The 16918-nt window shown below is 58.3% G+C and carries 14 protein-coding genes; 9 read left to right on the top strand and 5 right to left on the bottom strand.

The genetic code is table 11. The annotated features are described in order from the left end of the window. Positions 1-229 precede the first annotated feature (229 nt). The 3 genes from wecC to ABJ196_RS06865 all read right to left on the bottom strand — a co-directional run bounded on the left by wecC (position 230) and on the right by ABJ196_RS06865 (position 4440). The gene (wecC, locus tag ABJ196_RS06875) at positions 230-1483 is read right to left on the bottom strand and encodes a UDP-N-acetyl-D-mannosamine dehydrogenase (protein WP_347305789.1); all 1254 of its coding nucleotides are present in this window, start codon (positions 1481-1483) and stop codon (positions 230-232) included. 108 nt (positions 1484-1591) lie between these two features. After that, positions 1592-3400 (bottom strand): sugar transferase, encoded by a 1809-nt coding sequence (locus ABJ196_RS06870; RefSeq protein ID WP_347305788.1) that lies wholly within the window; start codon positions 3398-3400, stop codon positions 1592-1594. Between the two features lie 74 nt (positions 3401-3474). Further along, positions 3475-4440: an NAD-dependent epimerase/dehydratase family protein gene (locus ABJ196_RS06865; protein ID WP_347305787.1), complete on the bottom strand. Its 966-nt coding sequence runs from the start codon at positions 4438-4440 to the stop codon at positions 3475-3477. Positions 4441-4836: 396 nt separating this feature from the next. Between ABJ196_RS06865 and ABJ196_RS06860 the strand changes: the two genes are divergently transcribed. The 4 genes from ABJ196_RS06860 (at position 4837) to ABJ196_RS06845 (ending at position 9936) form a co-directional block, all read left to right on the top strand. Further along, on the top strand, positions 4837-7098 hold the full coding sequence (locus ABJ196_RS06860) for a glycosyltransferase (RefSeq protein WP_347305786.1): 2262 nt from the start codon (positions 4837-4839) through the stop codon (positions 7096-7098). Positions 7099-7103: 5 nt separating this feature from the next. Then, on the top strand, positions 7104-8033 hold the full coding sequence (locus ABJ196_RS06855) for a glycosyltransferase family 2 protein (RefSeq protein ID WP_347305785.1): 930 nt from the start codon (positions 7104-7106) through the stop codon (positions 8031-8033). Then, positions 8030-9433 carry a polysaccharide biosynthesis C-terminal domain-containing protein gene (locus ABJ196_RS06850; protein WP_347305784.1) on the top strand — a complete coding sequence of 468 codons (1404 nt, stop codon included), beginning with the start codon at positions 8030-8032 and terminating at the stop codon, positions 9431-9433. Before ABJ196_RS06855 ends, ABJ196_RS06850 begins: the two co-directional genes overlap by 4 nt. Before the next feature lie 149 nt (positions 9434-9582). After that, positions 9583-9936: a hypothetical protein gene (locus tag ABJ196_RS06845; RefSeq protein ID WP_347305783.1), complete on the top strand. Its 354-nt coding sequence runs from the start codon at positions 9583-9585 to the stop codon at positions 9934-9936. Positions 9937-10467: 531 nt separating this feature from the next. Here the strand turns inward: ABJ196_RS06845 and ABJ196_RS06840 are convergent. Then, positions 10468-10638 carry a hypothetical protein gene (locus tag ABJ196_RS06840; protein ID WP_347305782.1) on the bottom strand — a complete coding sequence of 57 codons (171 nt, stop codon included), beginning with the start codon at positions 10636-10638 and terminating at the stop codon, positions 10468-10470. 241 nt (positions 10639-10879) lie between these two features. Here ABJ196_RS06840 and ABJ196_RS06835 point away from each other — a divergent pair, with 241 nt between their 5' ends. Then, a complete protein-coding gene (locus ABJ196_RS06835; protein ID WP_347305781.1) occupies positions 10880-11650 on the top strand; it encodes a DeoR/GlpR family DNA-binding transcription regulator in 771 nt (256 codons plus the stop codon). Positions 11651-11653: 3 nt separating this feature from the next. On the opposite strand, the gene ABJ196_RS06830 is transcribed toward ABJ196_RS06835, so the two are convergent. Continuing rightward, entirely contained in the window at positions 11654-12655 is a 1002-nt protein-coding gene (locus ABJ196_RS06830) for a YrhK family protein (protein ID WP_347305780.1), read from the bottom strand. 152 nt (positions 12656-12807) lie between these two features. On the opposite strand from ABJ196_RS06830, the gene ABJ196_RS06825 reads away from it, so the two are divergent. Genes ABJ196_RS06825 through ABJ196_RS06810 form a run of 4 tightly spaced genes read left to right on the top strand, consistent with a single transcriptional unit; the run spans position 12808 to position 16566 of the window. Next, entirely contained in the window at positions 12808-13812 is a 1005-nt protein-coding gene (locus ABJ196_RS06825; protein ID WP_347305779.1) for an ABC transporter substrate-binding protein, read from the top strand. Positions 13813-13872: 60 nt separating this feature from the next. Then, complete coding sequence (locus ABJ196_RS06820; protein ID WP_347305778.1) at positions 13873-14853, top strand: iron chelate uptake ABC transporter family permease subunit; 981 nt, start codon at positions 13873-13875, stop codon at positions 14851-14853. Further along, positions 14843-15814, top strand: coding sequence for an iron chelate uptake ABC transporter family permease subunit (locus tag ABJ196_RS06815; protein ID WP_347305777.1), 972 nt, complete (start codon positions 14843-14845; stop codon positions 15812-15814). The genes ABJ196_RS06820 and ABJ196_RS06815 overlap by 11 nt, the downstream gene beginning before the upstream one ends. Further along, entirely contained in the window at positions 15811-16566 is a 756-nt protein-coding gene (locus tag ABJ196_RS06810; protein WP_066487306.1) for an ATP-binding cassette domain-containing protein, read from the top strand. Before ABJ196_RS06815 ends, ABJ196_RS06810 begins: the two co-directional genes overlap by 4 nt. Positions 16567-16918: the final 352 nt, after the last annotated feature.

Genomic DNA, 16918 nt, shown 5'->3' with positions numbered 1-16918 from the left:
TTACCTGGTTGGCTTGTGTGTAAGACTGAGTCGGTGAAAATAATCCGAAGTGTGACCAAAATAGCTAAGGGGGTGAGTCGATCGTGGGGGCTTGGTTTGAAAAATAGGTGTTGTCAATTCGTTGGAGTGCATCTGGGCAGCACCTGTTTGTCAGCCCATTCCACTGTTTATGGGAAATGCCGTCCCTAATTTCTAGAACGGGTGAGGAAAGGCTAAGAATCTCTGTAGTTTAGTGCCAGAGTCCCTTGGTGTCGATAATAGTCTTCTCGCCAACAGTAGATATTGGCAAATCTTTGAACTCCTTGTGGTCGACGAGCAGTACCAGTACATCGGCTTGGTCTATGACGGTCTGGTAATCGCTGAGTTGAACGTTGTCGAAACCCTTAAGACGTTTGGGTAGCTCGGTGATGTTTGGCTCGACGGCGAGGATGGCGGCATCGGGAAGCTCTTCAGCGAGGTCTACGGCGATGTTGAGCGCAGGCGACTGGCGCAGGTCGTCGATGTTTGCTTTGAACGCGAGGCCAAGCACCGCGATCTTAGTAGCTCGGGTAGTTGCGACGGCTTGCTTGACCTTGTCGATGACCCATGCCGGCTTGCCGTCATTCACGTTGCGTGCGGTGCGGATCAGCTTTGCATTGAGCGGGTCGGCTGCGACGATGAACCAAGGATCGACAGCGATGCAGTGGCCGCCAACGCCGGGGCCGGGCTGCAGGATATTGACGCGTGGGTGATGGTTTGCGAGGTTGATGAGTTCCCAAACGTCGATGCCGAGGTTGTCACAGATGAATGAGAGCTCATTTGCAAAGGCGATATTAACGTCGCGGAAGGAATTCTCCGTCAGCTTTGCCATCTCGGCTGTGACGTCATTGGTAGGCAGAAGCTCGCCGGTGCAGAAAGTCGAATAAATTTCCGTGGCACGGCGGGTGGCTTCGGGAGTCTGTCCACCGATGATGCGGTCGTTTGACTTGAGCTCCGCAATGGCGTTGCCTGGCAGGATGCGTTCGGGGCAATGTGCGAAATAGACGACGGGCTTGCCTTCGGAATTGTTAGTTCCATCGGCTGAGAGATCGGGGCGCAGCTCGAGGATGTGTTGGGCCATTTTGGCAGTAGTCTGCGGGGGCGAGGTGGACTCGAGAATGATGAGCTCATCGCCGAGCAATTGCGGGGCAATGTCTTCAGCCGCGGAGTAGATGTACTTCATGTCCACGTCGTGTGAATCTGTGAATGGCGTGGGCACCGCAATGATGTAGATATCCGCGTGAACTTGCTGGGTGGTGGCGTGAAAGCGGCCGGACTCCAGGGCCATAGTGAGCTCGTCCTGCAGACCAGGCTCGACAATGGTGACCTCACCGCGGTTAATGCGCTCAACATTGGCAGCGTTGACATCGATGCCGGTGACTTCGACGCCAGCATTCGCCATAACGACAGCCGTAGGTAGTCCGATGTAGCCGAGTCCGACGAAAGCGACGGAGCGAGAAGTCACGATAGTAGTCCTGTGGTTGAGGTGGTCAGCCCGTCGTGCAAATCCTGCACGAGGGCTGCAAGGCGTCTAGGGTCGATCCGCAGTCTACCCGTTCGCAGATCCGAGAGATTAGTCGTCCGATGCTTTGCCATTGAGTAGGGACTCAATGCGCTGAAGATTCGCCTCGACCATGCGTAGCGCTTTGGTTTGTCCGTGCTCAGACGCAGAGCCGATCTCCCGTGCGAAGTCGTGATCTGTTGCAAAGGAGCGAAGCGCCTGTGTAATCGATGCTTCGTCGTTACCTATAATCTGCTGAGGCTCGAGGAAAGAACTACCTGAAACCTTGGTGGACATAGTGGCGACGCCTAGTAGCAGGCTCTCGAGCATGACGGTACTGAAGCCCTCGGCATGCGAGGGGACCAAGAATAGGTCTGATGCAGCGATGAACGGGTAGGGATTGGACTGGTACCCATGGAAGTGGATGTTGTCCGCGTTGTTGGCTAGAGCTTGGAGGCCCTCTCGCTCCTGGCCGTCGCCCACGATGTGGAGGTCAAGACGTACTCCTTCAGCGCGCAACCTTTGGACGACGGTGATGAGGCGATCAAGTGCCTTTACCGGGACGAGACGACCGACAACTGTGATATCACAGTGTTCCTTCGCGTATGTGCCTATGGCTTCTTCTAACAGCGGTTGTTGGCTCCACTCCTGTACTCGCTCAACGTTGATGGGGTTCGGGATAACCTCTGAGTCGACCGGGGCACCCAATTCCTGGGCAAAACCGGCTTGGGATTCGGGGGAAACGAACACGATCTTGTCGAAAGCACCATAACGGCGTAGTTCCGAGGCTCGGGACTTGAAGAACTGCTTGGATTTGTGGTTCTTTGCAAAGTCGGTATGGATCCAGGCCAACCTGCGCGATCGTTGGTTAGGCGAACTGCCGATGATCTTGGCAGGAATGCCCTCGAGGAATGCGACCTCAACATCATAGGAGGAGCGGATAGTTGCGCGGTGGAAGAGGCGCAGCGGAATGAACCACCAGGCCTTTGCGTACAGCTGTGCTGCAAGCTTCGTCTTGTCGCTCGCTTGGGCGTTCAGCGTGCCTGATGTGTCTGTCGAGCGCTTCTTTACGAAACTCGGCAGTTTGAAGATTGTCTTATAAGTGACGTGAGGGGCGAGCTGTTGCTTGTAAATACCGGTGTCAATAACCGTCATGACTGTGATGTCGAAGATCTCCGGATTAAGCGCCGCTGTGAGATCAACAAGGACCTTCTCAGCGCCGCCCCCACCGAGAGTATGGATGAGGAAGAGAACCTTGCGGCGGGCTGGCTTCCCCTTCTTCGCACCCTCTACGTACCCTTTGCGCAGTGCTACTGTGCTGACCGTGTTCATCAGGCAGCGCAGGTCCATACGTGGTGAAACGTTGTTGGCATAGAACGCGTCATACTCTGCCTTCTCTGCCGGATTGGCTGCGAGCTCGTCGCGCCCATTGACCTGTGCCCAGCCAGTGATGCCGGGGCGAATGTTGAAGACACCTAGCTCGCGCCGGGCTATACGGAGCTCTTCTTCATTGCGCGCAGCACCTGGGCGCGGTCCGATGAAGCTCATGTCGCCCTTGAGTACGTTCATGACCTGTGGGAGCTCGTCGATGGACGTCTTCCGCAGCCATTTTCCTAGCGGCGTGATGAATGCGTCTGGGTCCTGCAGCATGTACGGAGGAAGGCTTGGGGCTTCCGTGTACATGGACCGGAACTTGCAAATGTAGAATGGCCTTTCATCTTTGCCGAGACGTTGCTGCTTGAAGATGACGGGGCCTTTGGATGTGGCCTTGATGCCGATAGCAACGGCAGCCATTACGGGAGCGGTGACGGCCCCGAGTGCTAGGGCGCCGGCGATGTCCAGACTGCGCTTGAGATAGTTCGCGTAGAGAAGGTTTTTCATGGTGCTTTCACAAATGACTCAGGCAGGTTGATGATTGATCAACCTGCCGTGAGGGTGCTGAAGAGGAGAGGGGTTTAGGAAAACTGGTGCGACAGCTGTGCACGGTGGCGGGAACGGAAGTAACCCACCGTCAGTTCGATGCCTTCGCGCAGCGTGACCTGTGGTTCCCAATCGAGCACGTGCTTGGCACGTGCGTACGAGAGCGCGGAGCGCGGAAGATCGCCCAAGCGAGCTGGCAAGTCTTCCGGGGTGTCTGGAGCGCCAACGACTTCTGCGACCAGCGAGTGGAGGTTGCGGTCCGTGGTTTCGATTGAGGTACCGATGTTGAAACGCATGCCACTGCCGCGCTCGCCCGATGCTGCGTAGAAAGCACGAACCAGGTCACCAACGTAGACGTAGTCACGAGTGTTGGTGCCGCCGCCAAAGATCTTGGTTGGACGGCCGGATAGGAGCGCCTCGGAGAAGATCGCGACCACGCCAGCCTCGCCATGGGGGTTCTGGCGAGGACCGTACACGTTCGCGGGCGCGATGAAGCTGCAGTCGACTCCGTAGAGATGACGGAATGTGTTGAGGTAGTACTCACCCGAAACCTTGGATGCGGCGTAGGGGCAATGTGGATCAAGAGGGGTTTCCTCGGATACCGGCAGATCCTTTGGGAGGCCATAAATAGAACCGCCCGAAGAAGTATGGACGATCTTGCGGACACCAGCCTTACGCGCAGCTTCTGCAAGTCGAATCGTAGCGCTTATATTCAGCTGTGCGTCGCGGATAGGGTCCTCCACAGAACGGCGTACATCAATTTGAGCAGCAAGATGGAAGATGACTTCGGGTTGGTATTGGGCTACGACGTCGTCGATGTCCATGGTCAGCAGGTCATCCTCAATGAATGTCAGATTTGTTGCACCTCCGTGCTGTGCCAGGTTGTCCAAGGAACCGCTGCTGAGATTGTCGATCACGACGACATCGTGACCTTTCGCGATGAGTAGATCAACGAGGTGGGAACCAATAAAACCAGCGCCGCCAGTAACAAGGGTCTGCATGAGTGCTCCAAGGGATTTAAACGGGGCGAATCCTTACGTCACGAGTATGTGCAGTTTGAGGTCGCCATTGGGAATTGCTCACCCAGCTTATGGTGGCAAGTCGCAGAATTTAAGAGGATAGGTAATGAATTAATATTTAATTCACCGATAGTTCGCCGGGGGGTGGCTAATTCGATGCACTAGGTGAACAAGGGGCGAAAACTAGGTGGAAAAGCGGCCCTGTGACGCAGGTACTGCCATACTCATTATGGTTTGGACACATTCCCCGTACTGCCACGCACTGGGGACCTCCCGGCCGCTTTAGTGTACTTTCACTAAAGACTAACTACTCGATATACCGATATGCAGTCCATGTTGGTGGACTCCGGAGTTGACTTTCACTGTGAGGAGCGCGCCGTGCTGCAGCGTGTAGAAGCTTGGATATTTAACGGTTTTCTGTTTTCGTTTATATTCGCCACTTTTAACCGAGAACTGCTCGTGTTCGGCCAGGATGCCCGGCTCGTTCCCGCCGGCCTAGGGATCCTTACTTTCTTCATCGGGTTTATCCGGTGCGTGGGGGAGAAGCGGTGGCCGCGATTGCGGGTAGCTGGCTCCAATCACTATCTGTTGTGGTACTTCGTCTTCGCGATGGTCTGCAACGTGACGTGGATTTTCAGTGACCTTGAGCTGGTTCAGGACCAGTTCTTCACTGTGGCGCTAGCCAATGCGCTGAACCTGTTCTTCTGGTTTACGGTCATTGCCTTCCGGAGTCGGTTGACGTGGCGAGCAACGAGCGTGAGCACACACATTTCGGGCGCATTCCTCTTCCTCAGCATGTTCCTCGTGTACCGCGGTCTCGATTTGCGAAACTACTTCAGCGAGTATGAGGGGAAGGGTTCCGATGGCATTTCCTCGACGCCACTGGGCGATTTCCGATTCGCTGGGTATGCGCAAGACCCCAACTTTGCTTCGTTATTTATGGTTATTTGGGCGGGCGTCGCGATCTTCGAGATCAAACGAACCCGCAACTGGCTCAACCTCGTCGTTCTTCCCATTGCGGTATTTGGTTACGTCATGAGCCTGTCCAAGGCTGTCCTAGTGATGCTTGTACTCGCGCTTCTTCTCGTTCTGGTCAATCGCTTCATTGTCGGTGCTCTGGCCAAGGAGCTTATGCTTCTCGGATCCTTTGCTGGGACCATTGCTGCAGGATTTAACCTGATTCAGTTGCCCACTGAAACGCTCTACACGCGTTCTCTCTTGTGGCGTGGTGCGTTCCAATGGGTCGGTCAAAGCCCCATCATTGGCAGTGGTCTCACTGCAGCGCGATCAGCGAACATTCCGGTGGACTGGTACGTCCAAATCCATAGCTCGGTGATTCAGACTGCGGTCGAACTGGGCATTATTGGTCTCGTCCTGCTTTACCTTGCAGTGCGACGTCCATTAATGAATGGTCACGTGACCATCGTCTTTATCACGATTGCGTTCTTGGGCACCTTCCTTACCTATGAGGCGATGTCTCATGCGTTCTCTGTGCTGGTCATGGGCATTCTTCCGCTGGCAATCCGGCAGGCTCCGCACAAGAAGCAAAAGCCTGCGTCTATCTACGTCATCAATGGCATTGCACACGGTGGTGCGGAACGCGTTGTGCAAAATATGGCGAACAGCGCGCGAGAGGATGAGAAAGTTATTGTCTACCTCCTTGCCGAAAAGCCCAGCGACGCATACGCGCTTGCGGACAACGTGGAAGTACGGGGCATCGGCAAGCGTGGCGCCCGATCCTTGCTGCCGTTCTATGTGTGGGGTCTTAACCGTCGCCTCGAGAATGACTGGGCCTGCTACCGCATTGACCTGGCGACAGTACACCTGCCCTTCGCGCAATTGGTCACGCGACTGAGCCGATTCGCTGATGACTTCATCTACGTCAACCATGGCATGGCTGGAGTCTCTCGGACGGGCATGAGCGCACGCATGAGCCGGTTCATTTACAACCGCCGTCGTGTAGTCGCAGTCTCCCAGCAGCTTCTCGATGAGGAGATTCGGGAGAACTTCAAAATGAAGAGCCCGACGATGACTTACATCTATAACCTCCTGGACTTCGATGGGATGGCCGAGCAGCGCGGACCAGAGGTGGAGCGTGAGAAGCTCATTGTTTCCGTTGGCCGTTATGTGGAGGGCAAGAACCTCGCTGCAGGCATTGCTGCCTTTGACGAAAGTGGTCTCGCTGCTGAAGGCTACCGCTATGAATTGCTGGGAGAGGGACCAATGCGCGACGAGCTCCAGGCGGAGATCGACAAGCGCGGCCTCAATGACGCGGTGACTCTGGTGGGCTTTGTTGACAATCCTTTTGCGGTCATGCGCAAGGCGGCGTGCCTCATGCACCCCTCTGAGTACGAAGCATTTTCCATGGTGCTTATTGAGGCTCACTTCTGCGGCTGTCCAGTGGTGGCTTTTGATGTGCCGTTCGGCGCGCGTGAGGCTATGCCGGGCGAGCTGCGCGAATATCTGGTGGATTTCAACGACGTTCCGGCGCTCGCAGCGAAGCTACGCGACGCAGTGCTCGGGGAGTACCCTTCTGCCGAGACTGCGCAGATCCTGGATCAGCTCGAACCCGCGGCCGTGATGGACAAGTACTACGACACCTACGCACAGTGGGCCGGCCGGGAGGTGGCCACGCGATGAGCCTAGTGTCGATCATCGTGCCCGCATATAACGTTGCGGAGTACATCGAGTCATGCCTCAACAGTCTGCTGGTACAGACACATGAGGAAATTGAAATCGTCGTTGTTGATGATGGCTCGACGGATGAAACTGCTGCGGTGTGCGCTGCGGTGGCGCGCCGGGATGCACGTGTGCGTATTATTACGCAGCCAAACGCAGGTGTCTCGGCGGCGCGTAATAGAGGAGTTCAGGAGGCCCGCGGCACGTACGTATGCTTTGTCGACAGTGACGATGCTGCACATCCGGACATGGTGGCGCGCTTGCTGGCAGCTCTTTCGACTGCCGGAGCTGAGATCGCGTGCGCGGGGAGGTATGCGCAGTTTTCTGCTTCGTTTGAGCCGACTGAACTTGGTTCTTCCGACGCGCAAACGCTGTCGGGCGAGGAAGCATGTGCTGAATTGTTGTACCAGCGGATCCCGAATGGTCCGTGGGCAAAGATGTTTGTGCGTTCTGCCGTAGGCGAGGAGCCGTTTGATAACGATGTCTGCGTAGGCGAGGACTTGCTCATGAACCTTGACGTGATGTCGCAGGCTGCGCACATCGTTGTTGTGGATGATGCGTTGTATGGCTACCGCCAGCACGACGCCAGCACGATGCATTCTGTTCGCCGTGAAGACCGGATGCGCCTAGTCACAGAGATCGAAGCCCGGCGTGAGGAAGAGCTCTCCGCGGCCTTTGATAATCGCCTGTGTGCCGAAGCGTTGTACATGGTCTTCGAAGCCTCCACTGCTGCGGAGCGTCGGTCTGCTCTGGCGCTGATGAAGCGGTACCGACGCGTGGTGCTTTCTGATGCACAGTCTTTGCCGCAACTGCGTATCTATGCCGCGGCTAGTTATGCAGGGGCCTGGCTACCGGTCGCGATTCATGAGTGGAAAGCACGGGGCGCACATCGATGAGCAAGGGTGGCGAACTCTTTAAGAACACGCTGATCTTGGGGCTGGGCAGTCTTTCCGCCCAGATTGTCGGTTTCATCCTTCTGCCGTTCTATACGCACGCTCTGGCAACGGACGAGTTCGGCTTCGTTGACCTTATGACGGTGGCGTTCTCGCTTGTGATTCCGGTACTCACACTCCAGATTCACATGGCGAGTTTCCGCTTCCTTATCGATGCGCGTGACTCACGTGAGGAACAACAGCGGATCGTGACGAATACGCTTGCCCTTTTAGGGCTGTTCTTATTGTTCGTGGTGGTTGTCGCGGCAGGGGTGTGGCTCGCTTTCCGCCCGGCTCATTTCTTGCTCGTGGTGGGCGTGGGAATCTGCATGACACTTCTGCAGAACTTCGGCCAGATTTCGCGTGGTCTTGGCTTTAACCTCCACTACGCGATGTCCAATATCATCACCGCGGCGGTAACGCTTGTGGGGGCGCTGGTTTTTGTTGGCGTGTTCCATTGGGCGGTGGCAGGCGTGTTCAGCGCGCTTATTATTGCCAATGCCCTGGGTGCGTTCTACCTCTTTTTCGTACTGCGCATGTGGACACTCGTCGTTCCGTCCTTGCGGTCGAAGTCTCAATGCCGCGCGATGCTTGCCTATTCCGTTCCACTCATCCCGCATGGGCTTGCATGGTGGGTTAATAATGCGGCGGACCGTCTGCTTATTTCTTTCTTCCTTGGCACGGGTGCCAACGGCATTTACGCGGCTTCCGCGAAGTTTGTCACCGTACTCAACGCACCCAATAGCGTCTTCACGATGTCTTGGGCCGAGTCGGCATCGGTCAATATCAAGAGCCCTGACCGCGATGAATTCTTCTCCAGCGTCGCGAACTCGGCGCTCAAGCTCTTCGGTAGCGGCGGTCTCGTCCTCATTGCCGGCATGCCGCTCCTCTTCAAACTCATGATTTCGGACGAATACTCCGGCGGCCTGGTGGTGGTGCCGGTGCTCGTGGCTGGCGTAGTCATCAACGTTCTCGCCGGAATCTACGATGCCGTGTATGTAGCGAAGATGCAGAGCCGACGCGTGATGGTGACGACTGTCCTCGGCGCCGTGGTCAACCTGGTTCTCAATGTTGCGCTCATTCCGTTTATCGGTATTCTGGGCGCGGCGACAGCGACGACGGTGTCGTTTGCAGTCGTTGCCCTTGTCCGTGCGTGGGACACCCGGAAAGCAGTGCGGATTCGCTACAACCTCCGGGATGTGGTGGCCTTGGTGGTGGCCTCATTTTTTGTGATTGCGATTTTCTATTTAGGGAGCTTTCTCTGGAATAACATCGCTTTGGCCGTGATGATCGTCTTTGCATTGGTGCTTAACCGTAGCTATGTCGCTATGGCATGGAAGAAGGTGCGGGGTCGGTTGGGATAAGCGGCCCTAGGTCGCGTCTGGGACGCTGTGCGGTCTAATCTCGACAGTAAGCGTCTTGAGCGAGCGAAAAGTTTGCGGTTGTGCGCTGCAAAAATAGCCCCGAAGTGCCAATTTCTGGCAAATGGCTGACTAGAGTCATAATACCTTCTGTGAAGAAGAAATCTCTCGGCCTCCTGCTTGCAGCGGCCCTCTCTTTCGGCGCTGTCTCTCCGGCGTATGCGCAGAATCTTGATCCCTCGACCACCGACGATTCAACAAATTCGACCGTGGTGAACCCTGAAAATGGAAACGATGCGAACCAGGAATCCGACTCTGATGAGTCGAATGAAAATGACGAGCCGGACGTGGCCATCATCGTTGGCTCGATTGTTGGTGTCGTTGCTTTGCTCGGTCTGATTGGCGGCTGCGATGGGGGTGCCGCGACTGCATCGACGCTAGGCATGGACGCGCGCCGGGTTGATACGGGGTTGACCTTGGTCGTGCTCCGTGGCCTCGGTGTCTAGTGCGATGTAGGCTTGGCGCACCCGTATGGAGTGGGCGGGGCTCGGGGGAAGAAGCACTCAAAAATTTATGCAGTTGGAGCTATGTGGCAATGTGCAGGTTGTTCCAAGGCGGATACCTAAGTTGATATAAAGTGCTTATTCTTAAAACTTGTTATGGCTGGCGTGGATGTGCGTGGGAAGGCAAGCGTTCTACGCGCGACGATTCGTGTACATGTGTCTTATTCCTCTAGCGTTTTAAGTAAGGGGTCGGTGTAAACATGCCTGGGATGCGTTGCTGGGAATTATCCAGGTTCCAGGAGGACCCCGCAGTCATGACCATCGCGCGCGCAACGACCCCCGTCCATTTCCTGCCGGCCAATATGGTTGGCGAGGTCGGCATCCGTGATGCGGTGGGGAGGGTCGTCTAGGTGGACGCGCAGGAACTCGACGAGGGGCTGTTGGCGGTGCTGGGGACCCGGAGTTGCTCGCGCAGCCTAATGATCGTCGGTGGTTGCGGGCGGTCTCATCGGGGCGTTTCCGCGGGGACCGGCGTTAGCGGGACTCGGTGGCGCCGGTGATGAGCGTGAATGTCACGGTGCCGGTGCGGTCGAGTCCGGTGTCGCGGAACCACTCGCGCAGGCGTGCCAGTGTCGGGGTGCTGGAGGCACGGCGGGGCTTCGTGCGGCGGGTGGTGCGTGGGCTGGCGATAGTGCGGGGTGTCATGGTCGTATCCTTTCTGCGTGGAGGCGAGCTGAATGTGGTCGGGCTCCTGGGGGCTTGCGGGTGCCACGGGGTGTGACAGGGCTCAATCTAGGTGAGCGTTCGCTCGCCGAAAATGATCACTGTGAGCGGGTGGGGCTGGTCGTTGGTGGGGGTGCGCGACCTGGATTTATGGCGCGTGTGGTGGGCTAACTGCGGGTGTAGTGGCCTTGACAGGATCGGTGAAACGCTCAAGAATGGGCGCATGGAACGCGAACATCGACACAAAGTGATCATGCGCGCGATTGATCGGCCGGGGGAGACACGCATCCGGAACTTGGCGGAGCTCACTGGAGTGGCGGCCGTGACGATTCGCAGGGACCTCGCTGAGTTGGAAGAGTTGGGGTTGCTCGTGCGCACACATGGTGGGGCGCGCCGGGTCGAGCAGCGCGGAACGCTCATGCCGTTTCGCGTGCGGCAGGCAGAAGACCCGGAGGCGAAGGCAGCGATTGCGCGGGCGGCATCGGAGTTAATTGCCGATGATGACGCGGTGATTTTTGACAACGGCACGACAGCGCAGGCCATTGCGCAGCAGCTGGCTGGCCGGCCCATCACGGCGATGTGTCTGAGCCTGCATTCCGCGGTGGCGCTCGGGGCGAAGCCGGGAGCGAATATCTTTGTGCCGGGTGGGGAGGTTGAGTCGGACACGCTGGCGTTGTCCAGCGTCGCGGTGGCGAGCGCCTTGCGGGAATTTCGCGCGGACGTGGTGGTGCTGGGGTCGTGTTCCACGTCGCTGGAACACGGGCTGGCGACGACAACGTATGACGATGCGGAGAATAAACGTGCGGCGATGCGCGCGGCCACGCGACGCATCTTGGCTGTGGCACCGCGCAAGCTCAATCACGTCTCGACGTTTCGGTTTGGCGATATCGAGGATTTGCATCAGCTGGTCACGACCACGGACGCGCCAGCGGCCATTCTCGCGCAGATTCGCGAGCTGGGCGTCCAAGTGATTACGGTACCCGCAGGTAAATAAGGCCTAGTAGTAGGAGCCTTCCTGGTCCGCGTCCTCGCGGTCGGCGCCGATCTTTTGCAGGTACATGCGCCGGCGCAGGCGGATGGCGGGGCGGGCGGCCATGGCGAGGCTGCCCAGGAGGAAGAAGACGGTTCCTACCTTGGTGAGGCTGAACAGGAAGAGGATGGAACCTGTGATAAAGACCACGGCGATGGCGATATCGACGGCGATGGAGGCCGTCTCAAAGCGGTTGCGGATAACGAATTCTTTGTGGCGGCCAAGTGAGACCTTGAGGTCGGGGTCGCGATCCTGAGTAGTAGACATGTATCTCCCAGTGTGCCACGGGGTGGGAGGTGGGGGTCGTTCGCCGCGCGTGCCGGGGTAGAGATAGGTGATATGTGAAGGCAGTTGGCCCAGGCTGCAGAGCTGCGCCAGAACCCGGGAAGGGGAGCACCGCATGACATGTAAGTGTGTGACTCCGCCGAATATGGCGGGTGACGTAAAATTCCGCGACGTCGTAGGCCGGGTGGTCCACGTGGACGCGGAGGAGCTCGACGCGGAGCCGTTTTCTTTGGGGACGCGGCGCAGGCGGGTCTCTTCCTTGGTGCTGAAATGGCCGATGAACGCGTAGGCTGCCGCGGCCGCGATGGTGGCGACGGAGCCAACGGCTGTGTGGGCGACGCGCTCGGGGGCGAGGGCGAGGGGCAGGGTGATGATGGCGGCGGCATCGGCAAGCGCGATCTGCACGAGCACGCCGTTGCGCGCGCCGGTGGCCAGGCCGTGGCCGAGCTGCTTGTGGGTGGTGGGCGCGTTCGTACCGGCGATGAGCATAACGAGGCCAAAGCCGATCAGCGCCATGAAGTCGAAGGCGTCGTCCTGCGAGTCAAAGATGCCGAAGCCGGTGACGCCGAGGCCGACGCCCGCGGCGAGTCCGCCCACGACGACGCGGACAGGGAGGTTGCGCGGCCAGTTGACCAGGGTTTCGAGGAGGGCAACGAGGCCGAGGGGCGAGGAGAGAAAGCCCATCCGAGAATTCTACTGCGCGGGGTGGACTCCATCTTTCGACGGATGGGGGTACCCTCTTGCGTGCCTTACCTAAGTTTGGTTAGGGTACCTTTCGTAAACATACGCTCTCCTAATCTCGCCCTGGGCGGGAAATGAAAAGGATTAATCTCGCAATGACGATTCGTCGCACTCTTGTTGCCTCCGTTGCTACCGTGACCGCCGCCGCGCTGCTCGCGTCCTGCTCCTCCTCGGAGTCCTCTCAGTCCACGGAGACCTCGGCCGCTGCTGCCGATGCCACCACGCTCACCATCGAGGACAACACCGGCTCCCACGAGCTCACCCTCCCGTATGACCGCGTGGCCGTGACGGATAACCGTTCCTTCGAAATCCTCGCTGACTGGGGTGTCAACATCGTGGCGGCGCCGCTCAAGCTCGTGCCGAAGACACTTTCGGACAAGATCAACGCCGATACCGTCGAGGCCGACCTGGGCAGCCACAAGGAGCCGGACCTCGAGGCGCTCGTCGCCGCGGACCCGCAGATCGTTATCAACGGTCAGCGCTTCGAGCAGTACCAGGAGGACCTCCAGGAGCTCGTGGGCGATGAGGTGCCGGTGCTCGACTTCGAGCCGCGCGACGGCAAGGACCTGCCAGCCGAGCTCATCCGCCAGACCGAGGCTCTGGGCGAGATCTTCGGCCACGAGGAGGATGCCGCGAAGCTCGTCGACGACTTCAACCAGGCACTCGAGCGCGCGAAGAAGGCCTACGATCCGTCCAAGAAGATCATGGCCGTGAACACCTCCGGCGGCGAGATCGGCTACATCGCTCCGCACGAGGGACGTTTCTTCGGCCCGTACTTCGACATGCTCGGCCTCACGCCGTCCCTCGAGGTGGAGAACGGCTCGAACAACCACGAGGGCGACGACATCTCCGTCGAGGCCATCGCCGAGTCCAACCCGGACTGGATCTTCATCATGGACCGCGACGGTGCTATTGGCGCCAAGGACGGCCAGCTCCACGGCGAGGCGCTGATCAAGGACAACGCCGCGCTGCAGAACGTCACCGCCGTCAAGGACGGCCATATCATTACGGCCCCGGAGGATACCTACACCAACGAGAACATCATCACCTACACCGAGGTTCTCAACCAGATCGCTGACGCTTTTGAGTCGGCTAAGTAATCCCTGCTAGACCCCTTCACCGGAGCGGCCGCGTTGCCCCTCCGGTTTTAAGGATTTTTCATGACTGACACACTCGAGGCGCCGCGGACCCGCCGGCGCCTGTGGGACTGGAAGCTGGTGCTTGGGGGCATCGGCGTGCTCGCGCTCCTGCTCGCCTCGCTGGCGACGGGGGAGTACGACCTGTTCTCGCACGGCGACGGCTTTGACATGTTTATGACCACGCGCGTGCCGCGCACCATCGCGCTCGTGCTCGCTGGCGCTGCTATGGCCATGAGCGGCCTCGTGATGCAGCTGCTCACGCAGAACCGCTTCACCGAGCCGTCTACAACGGGCACCACCGAGTGGGCGGGCCTCGGCCTGCTCTTCACGATGGTCGTCTTTCCCGGATCGACCATCCTTGTGCGCATGGTCGGCTCTGTGGCCTTCGCCTTCATTGGCACGATGGTCTTCTTCCTCTTCATGCGCCGCGTGACCCTGCGCTCCTCGCTCATCGTGCCGATCATTGGCATCATGCTCGGCTCCGTCGTTTCCGCCGTCTCCACCTTCTTCGCGCTGGAAACGGACATGCTCCAGCAGCTCGGCATCTGGTTTATGGGCTCGTTTACCTCGGTCTACACCGGGCAATACGAGGTCCTGTGGATCGTGCTCATCGTGCTGATCGTCGTCTTCCTCTTTGCCGACCGTCTCACCGTCGTCGGCCTCGGCGAGGACGTCGCGACGAACGTCGGTCTCAACTACAACCGTCTGCTGCTTATCGGCACTGGGCTCATCGCCATCGCGACCGGCGTAGTCACCGTCGTGGTGGGCTCCCTGCCGTTCCTCGGGCTTATCGTGCCCAACGTCGTGTCTATGATCCGCGGCGACGATCTGCGCTCCAACCTGCCGTGGGTCTGCATCCTCGGTATCGGCATTGTCACGCTCTGCGACCTCGTGGGCCGTGTCATCATCTCGCCTTTCGAGATGCCCGTCTCCGTCATCCTCGGCATCATCGGCGCCGTCGTCTTCGTCGTCCTCATCGTGAGGAGCAACCGTGGTCACTAAGAAATACTGGATAACGCTGTCCGTCGTCTGGGGTCTGGCTTTAGTTTTTGCCTTCGGCCTGCTCGCCTGGGACAACCCCATGCCGTTCGGCACCCGCAAGTTCTGGCTCATCGCCGAGCGCCGCGCTGATGCCGTCACCGCCATGGCCATCGTCGCCGTGTGCCAAGCCATAGCCACCGTTGCCTTCCACACGGTGACGAATAACCGCATCCTCACCCCGTCCATCATGGGCTTCGAGGCGCTCTACCGCGTCATTAATACGGCGACGGTTTTCTTCCTGGGCGCCGCGGGGCTCACGGCCTCACACAACTTCGGGACGTTCCTCATGCAGATGGGCATCATGATTCTGCTGTCCCTCCTGCTCTACTCCTGGCTGCTCACCGGCGCGGAGAAGAACCTTCACGCCATGCTGCTCGTGGGCGTGGTCATCGGCGGGGGACTGGGGTCGCTGTCCACCTTCATGCAGCGCCTGCTCACGCCCTCCGAGTTCGACGTGCTCACCGCGCGCCTCTTCGGCTCCGTGAACAACGCGTCCACCGAGTACTACTCGGTGGCCATTCCCATCGTGATTGTCGCGACTGTCCTGTTGTTCCTCAACGCGCGGCGCCTCAACGTCATCGCCTTGGGTGCCGACGTCTCGCAGAACCTCGGAGTGAACCACAAGTACAACGCCATCTACACGCTCATCCTTGTCTCCATGCTCATGGCGACGACCACCGCGCTGGTCGGTCCGATGACCTTCCTGGGCTTCCTCGTGGCCACCCTGGCGTACCAGTTCGTGGACACCTACGATCACCGCTATATCTTCCCGATGGCCATCGGGCTTGGCTTCCTCGTGCTCACCGGCGCGTACTTCCTTATGCAGCACGTCTTCTACGCGCAAGGCGTAGTCTCCATCATCATCGAGCTCGTCGGCGGCTCGGTATTCCTGTTCGTCATCTTGCGAAAGGGCAGACTGTGATTTCTTTAAAGAACGTGACGAAGTCCTATTCTTCGTCGCTCACCATCGGACCCCTCGATCTGGAGATCCCCTCCGGCGGCATCACCGCCCTCGTGGGTCCTAACGGCGCCGGCAAGTCGACGATGCTCACCATGATTGGTCGCCTTCTTGACATGGACGCCGGTTCCATCTCCGTGGGCGGCCACGACGTCACCTCGACCAAGTCCAAGGAACTGGCCAAGGTGCTGTCCATCCTGCGTCAGGAAAACCACTTCGTCACCAAACTTACCGTGCGCCAGCTCGTGGGCTTTGGTCGCTTCCCGTATACGCAGGGGCGCATTACCGCCGGTGATGAGGAGATCATCTCCAAGTACATCCGCTTCCTCCACTTGGAAGAACTCCAGGACCGTTACCTCGACCAGCTCTCTGGTGGCCAGCGCCAGCGCGCCTACGTCGCCATGGTGCTCTGCCAGGAGACTGACTACGTCCTCCTCGACGAGCCGCTCAATAACTTGGATATCGCGCACTCCGTGGAGATGATGAAGCACCTTCAGGTCGCCGCCCGCGACCTCGGCCGCACCATCATCGTCGTCCTCCACGACATCAACTTCGCCGCGCGCTATGCCGACTATGTCTGTGCGTGTAAAGACGGGCAGATCGTGGAGTTCGGACCCACCGAGTCCATCATGAAAGACGACATCCTCACCGATATCTTCGAAACCCCCATCCAAGTCATCGAAGGACCCAACGGTTTGATGGCGTGCTACCACTAGATTTTTAAGGCCCTGACCTCGCGATTTGTTTGAATCTAGGTCCGGGCCTATATTTATCCAAGTCGCCAGCGAGGCGGCAACGCAAACTCCGTTGATTCGGATTTGACAGAGTCAAAGCCAATCACTAAGTTTGAACAAGTCGCTTGGGAGCAATTCTTTAAGGGTTGTGACTGGGTGTACGGATGATGTTTGAGAACTCAATAGTGTGCCAATGTACTTTTTATTTTTGTCTGTTTCAGATGGTGTGAGTGCTGTTTGTGCCGGCTTCTCTGGATGAGGGGTTGGTTGGTGTGTGCCGGGTGGCGTTGTTCGAAACACGCGTCACTGTAAACTTTTAAGTTTGTTTATCGGT

This window comes from Corynebacterium sp. SA-MJD20WY100 (assembly GCF_039822565.1).
GTDB lineage: Bacteria > Actinomycetota > Actinomycetes > Mycobacteriales > Mycobacteriaceae > Corynebacterium > Corynebacterium phoceense_A.
Note: the sequence above shows the minus strand (reverse complement) of the source record. Positions and strands in the feature narration are given on the sequence as shown.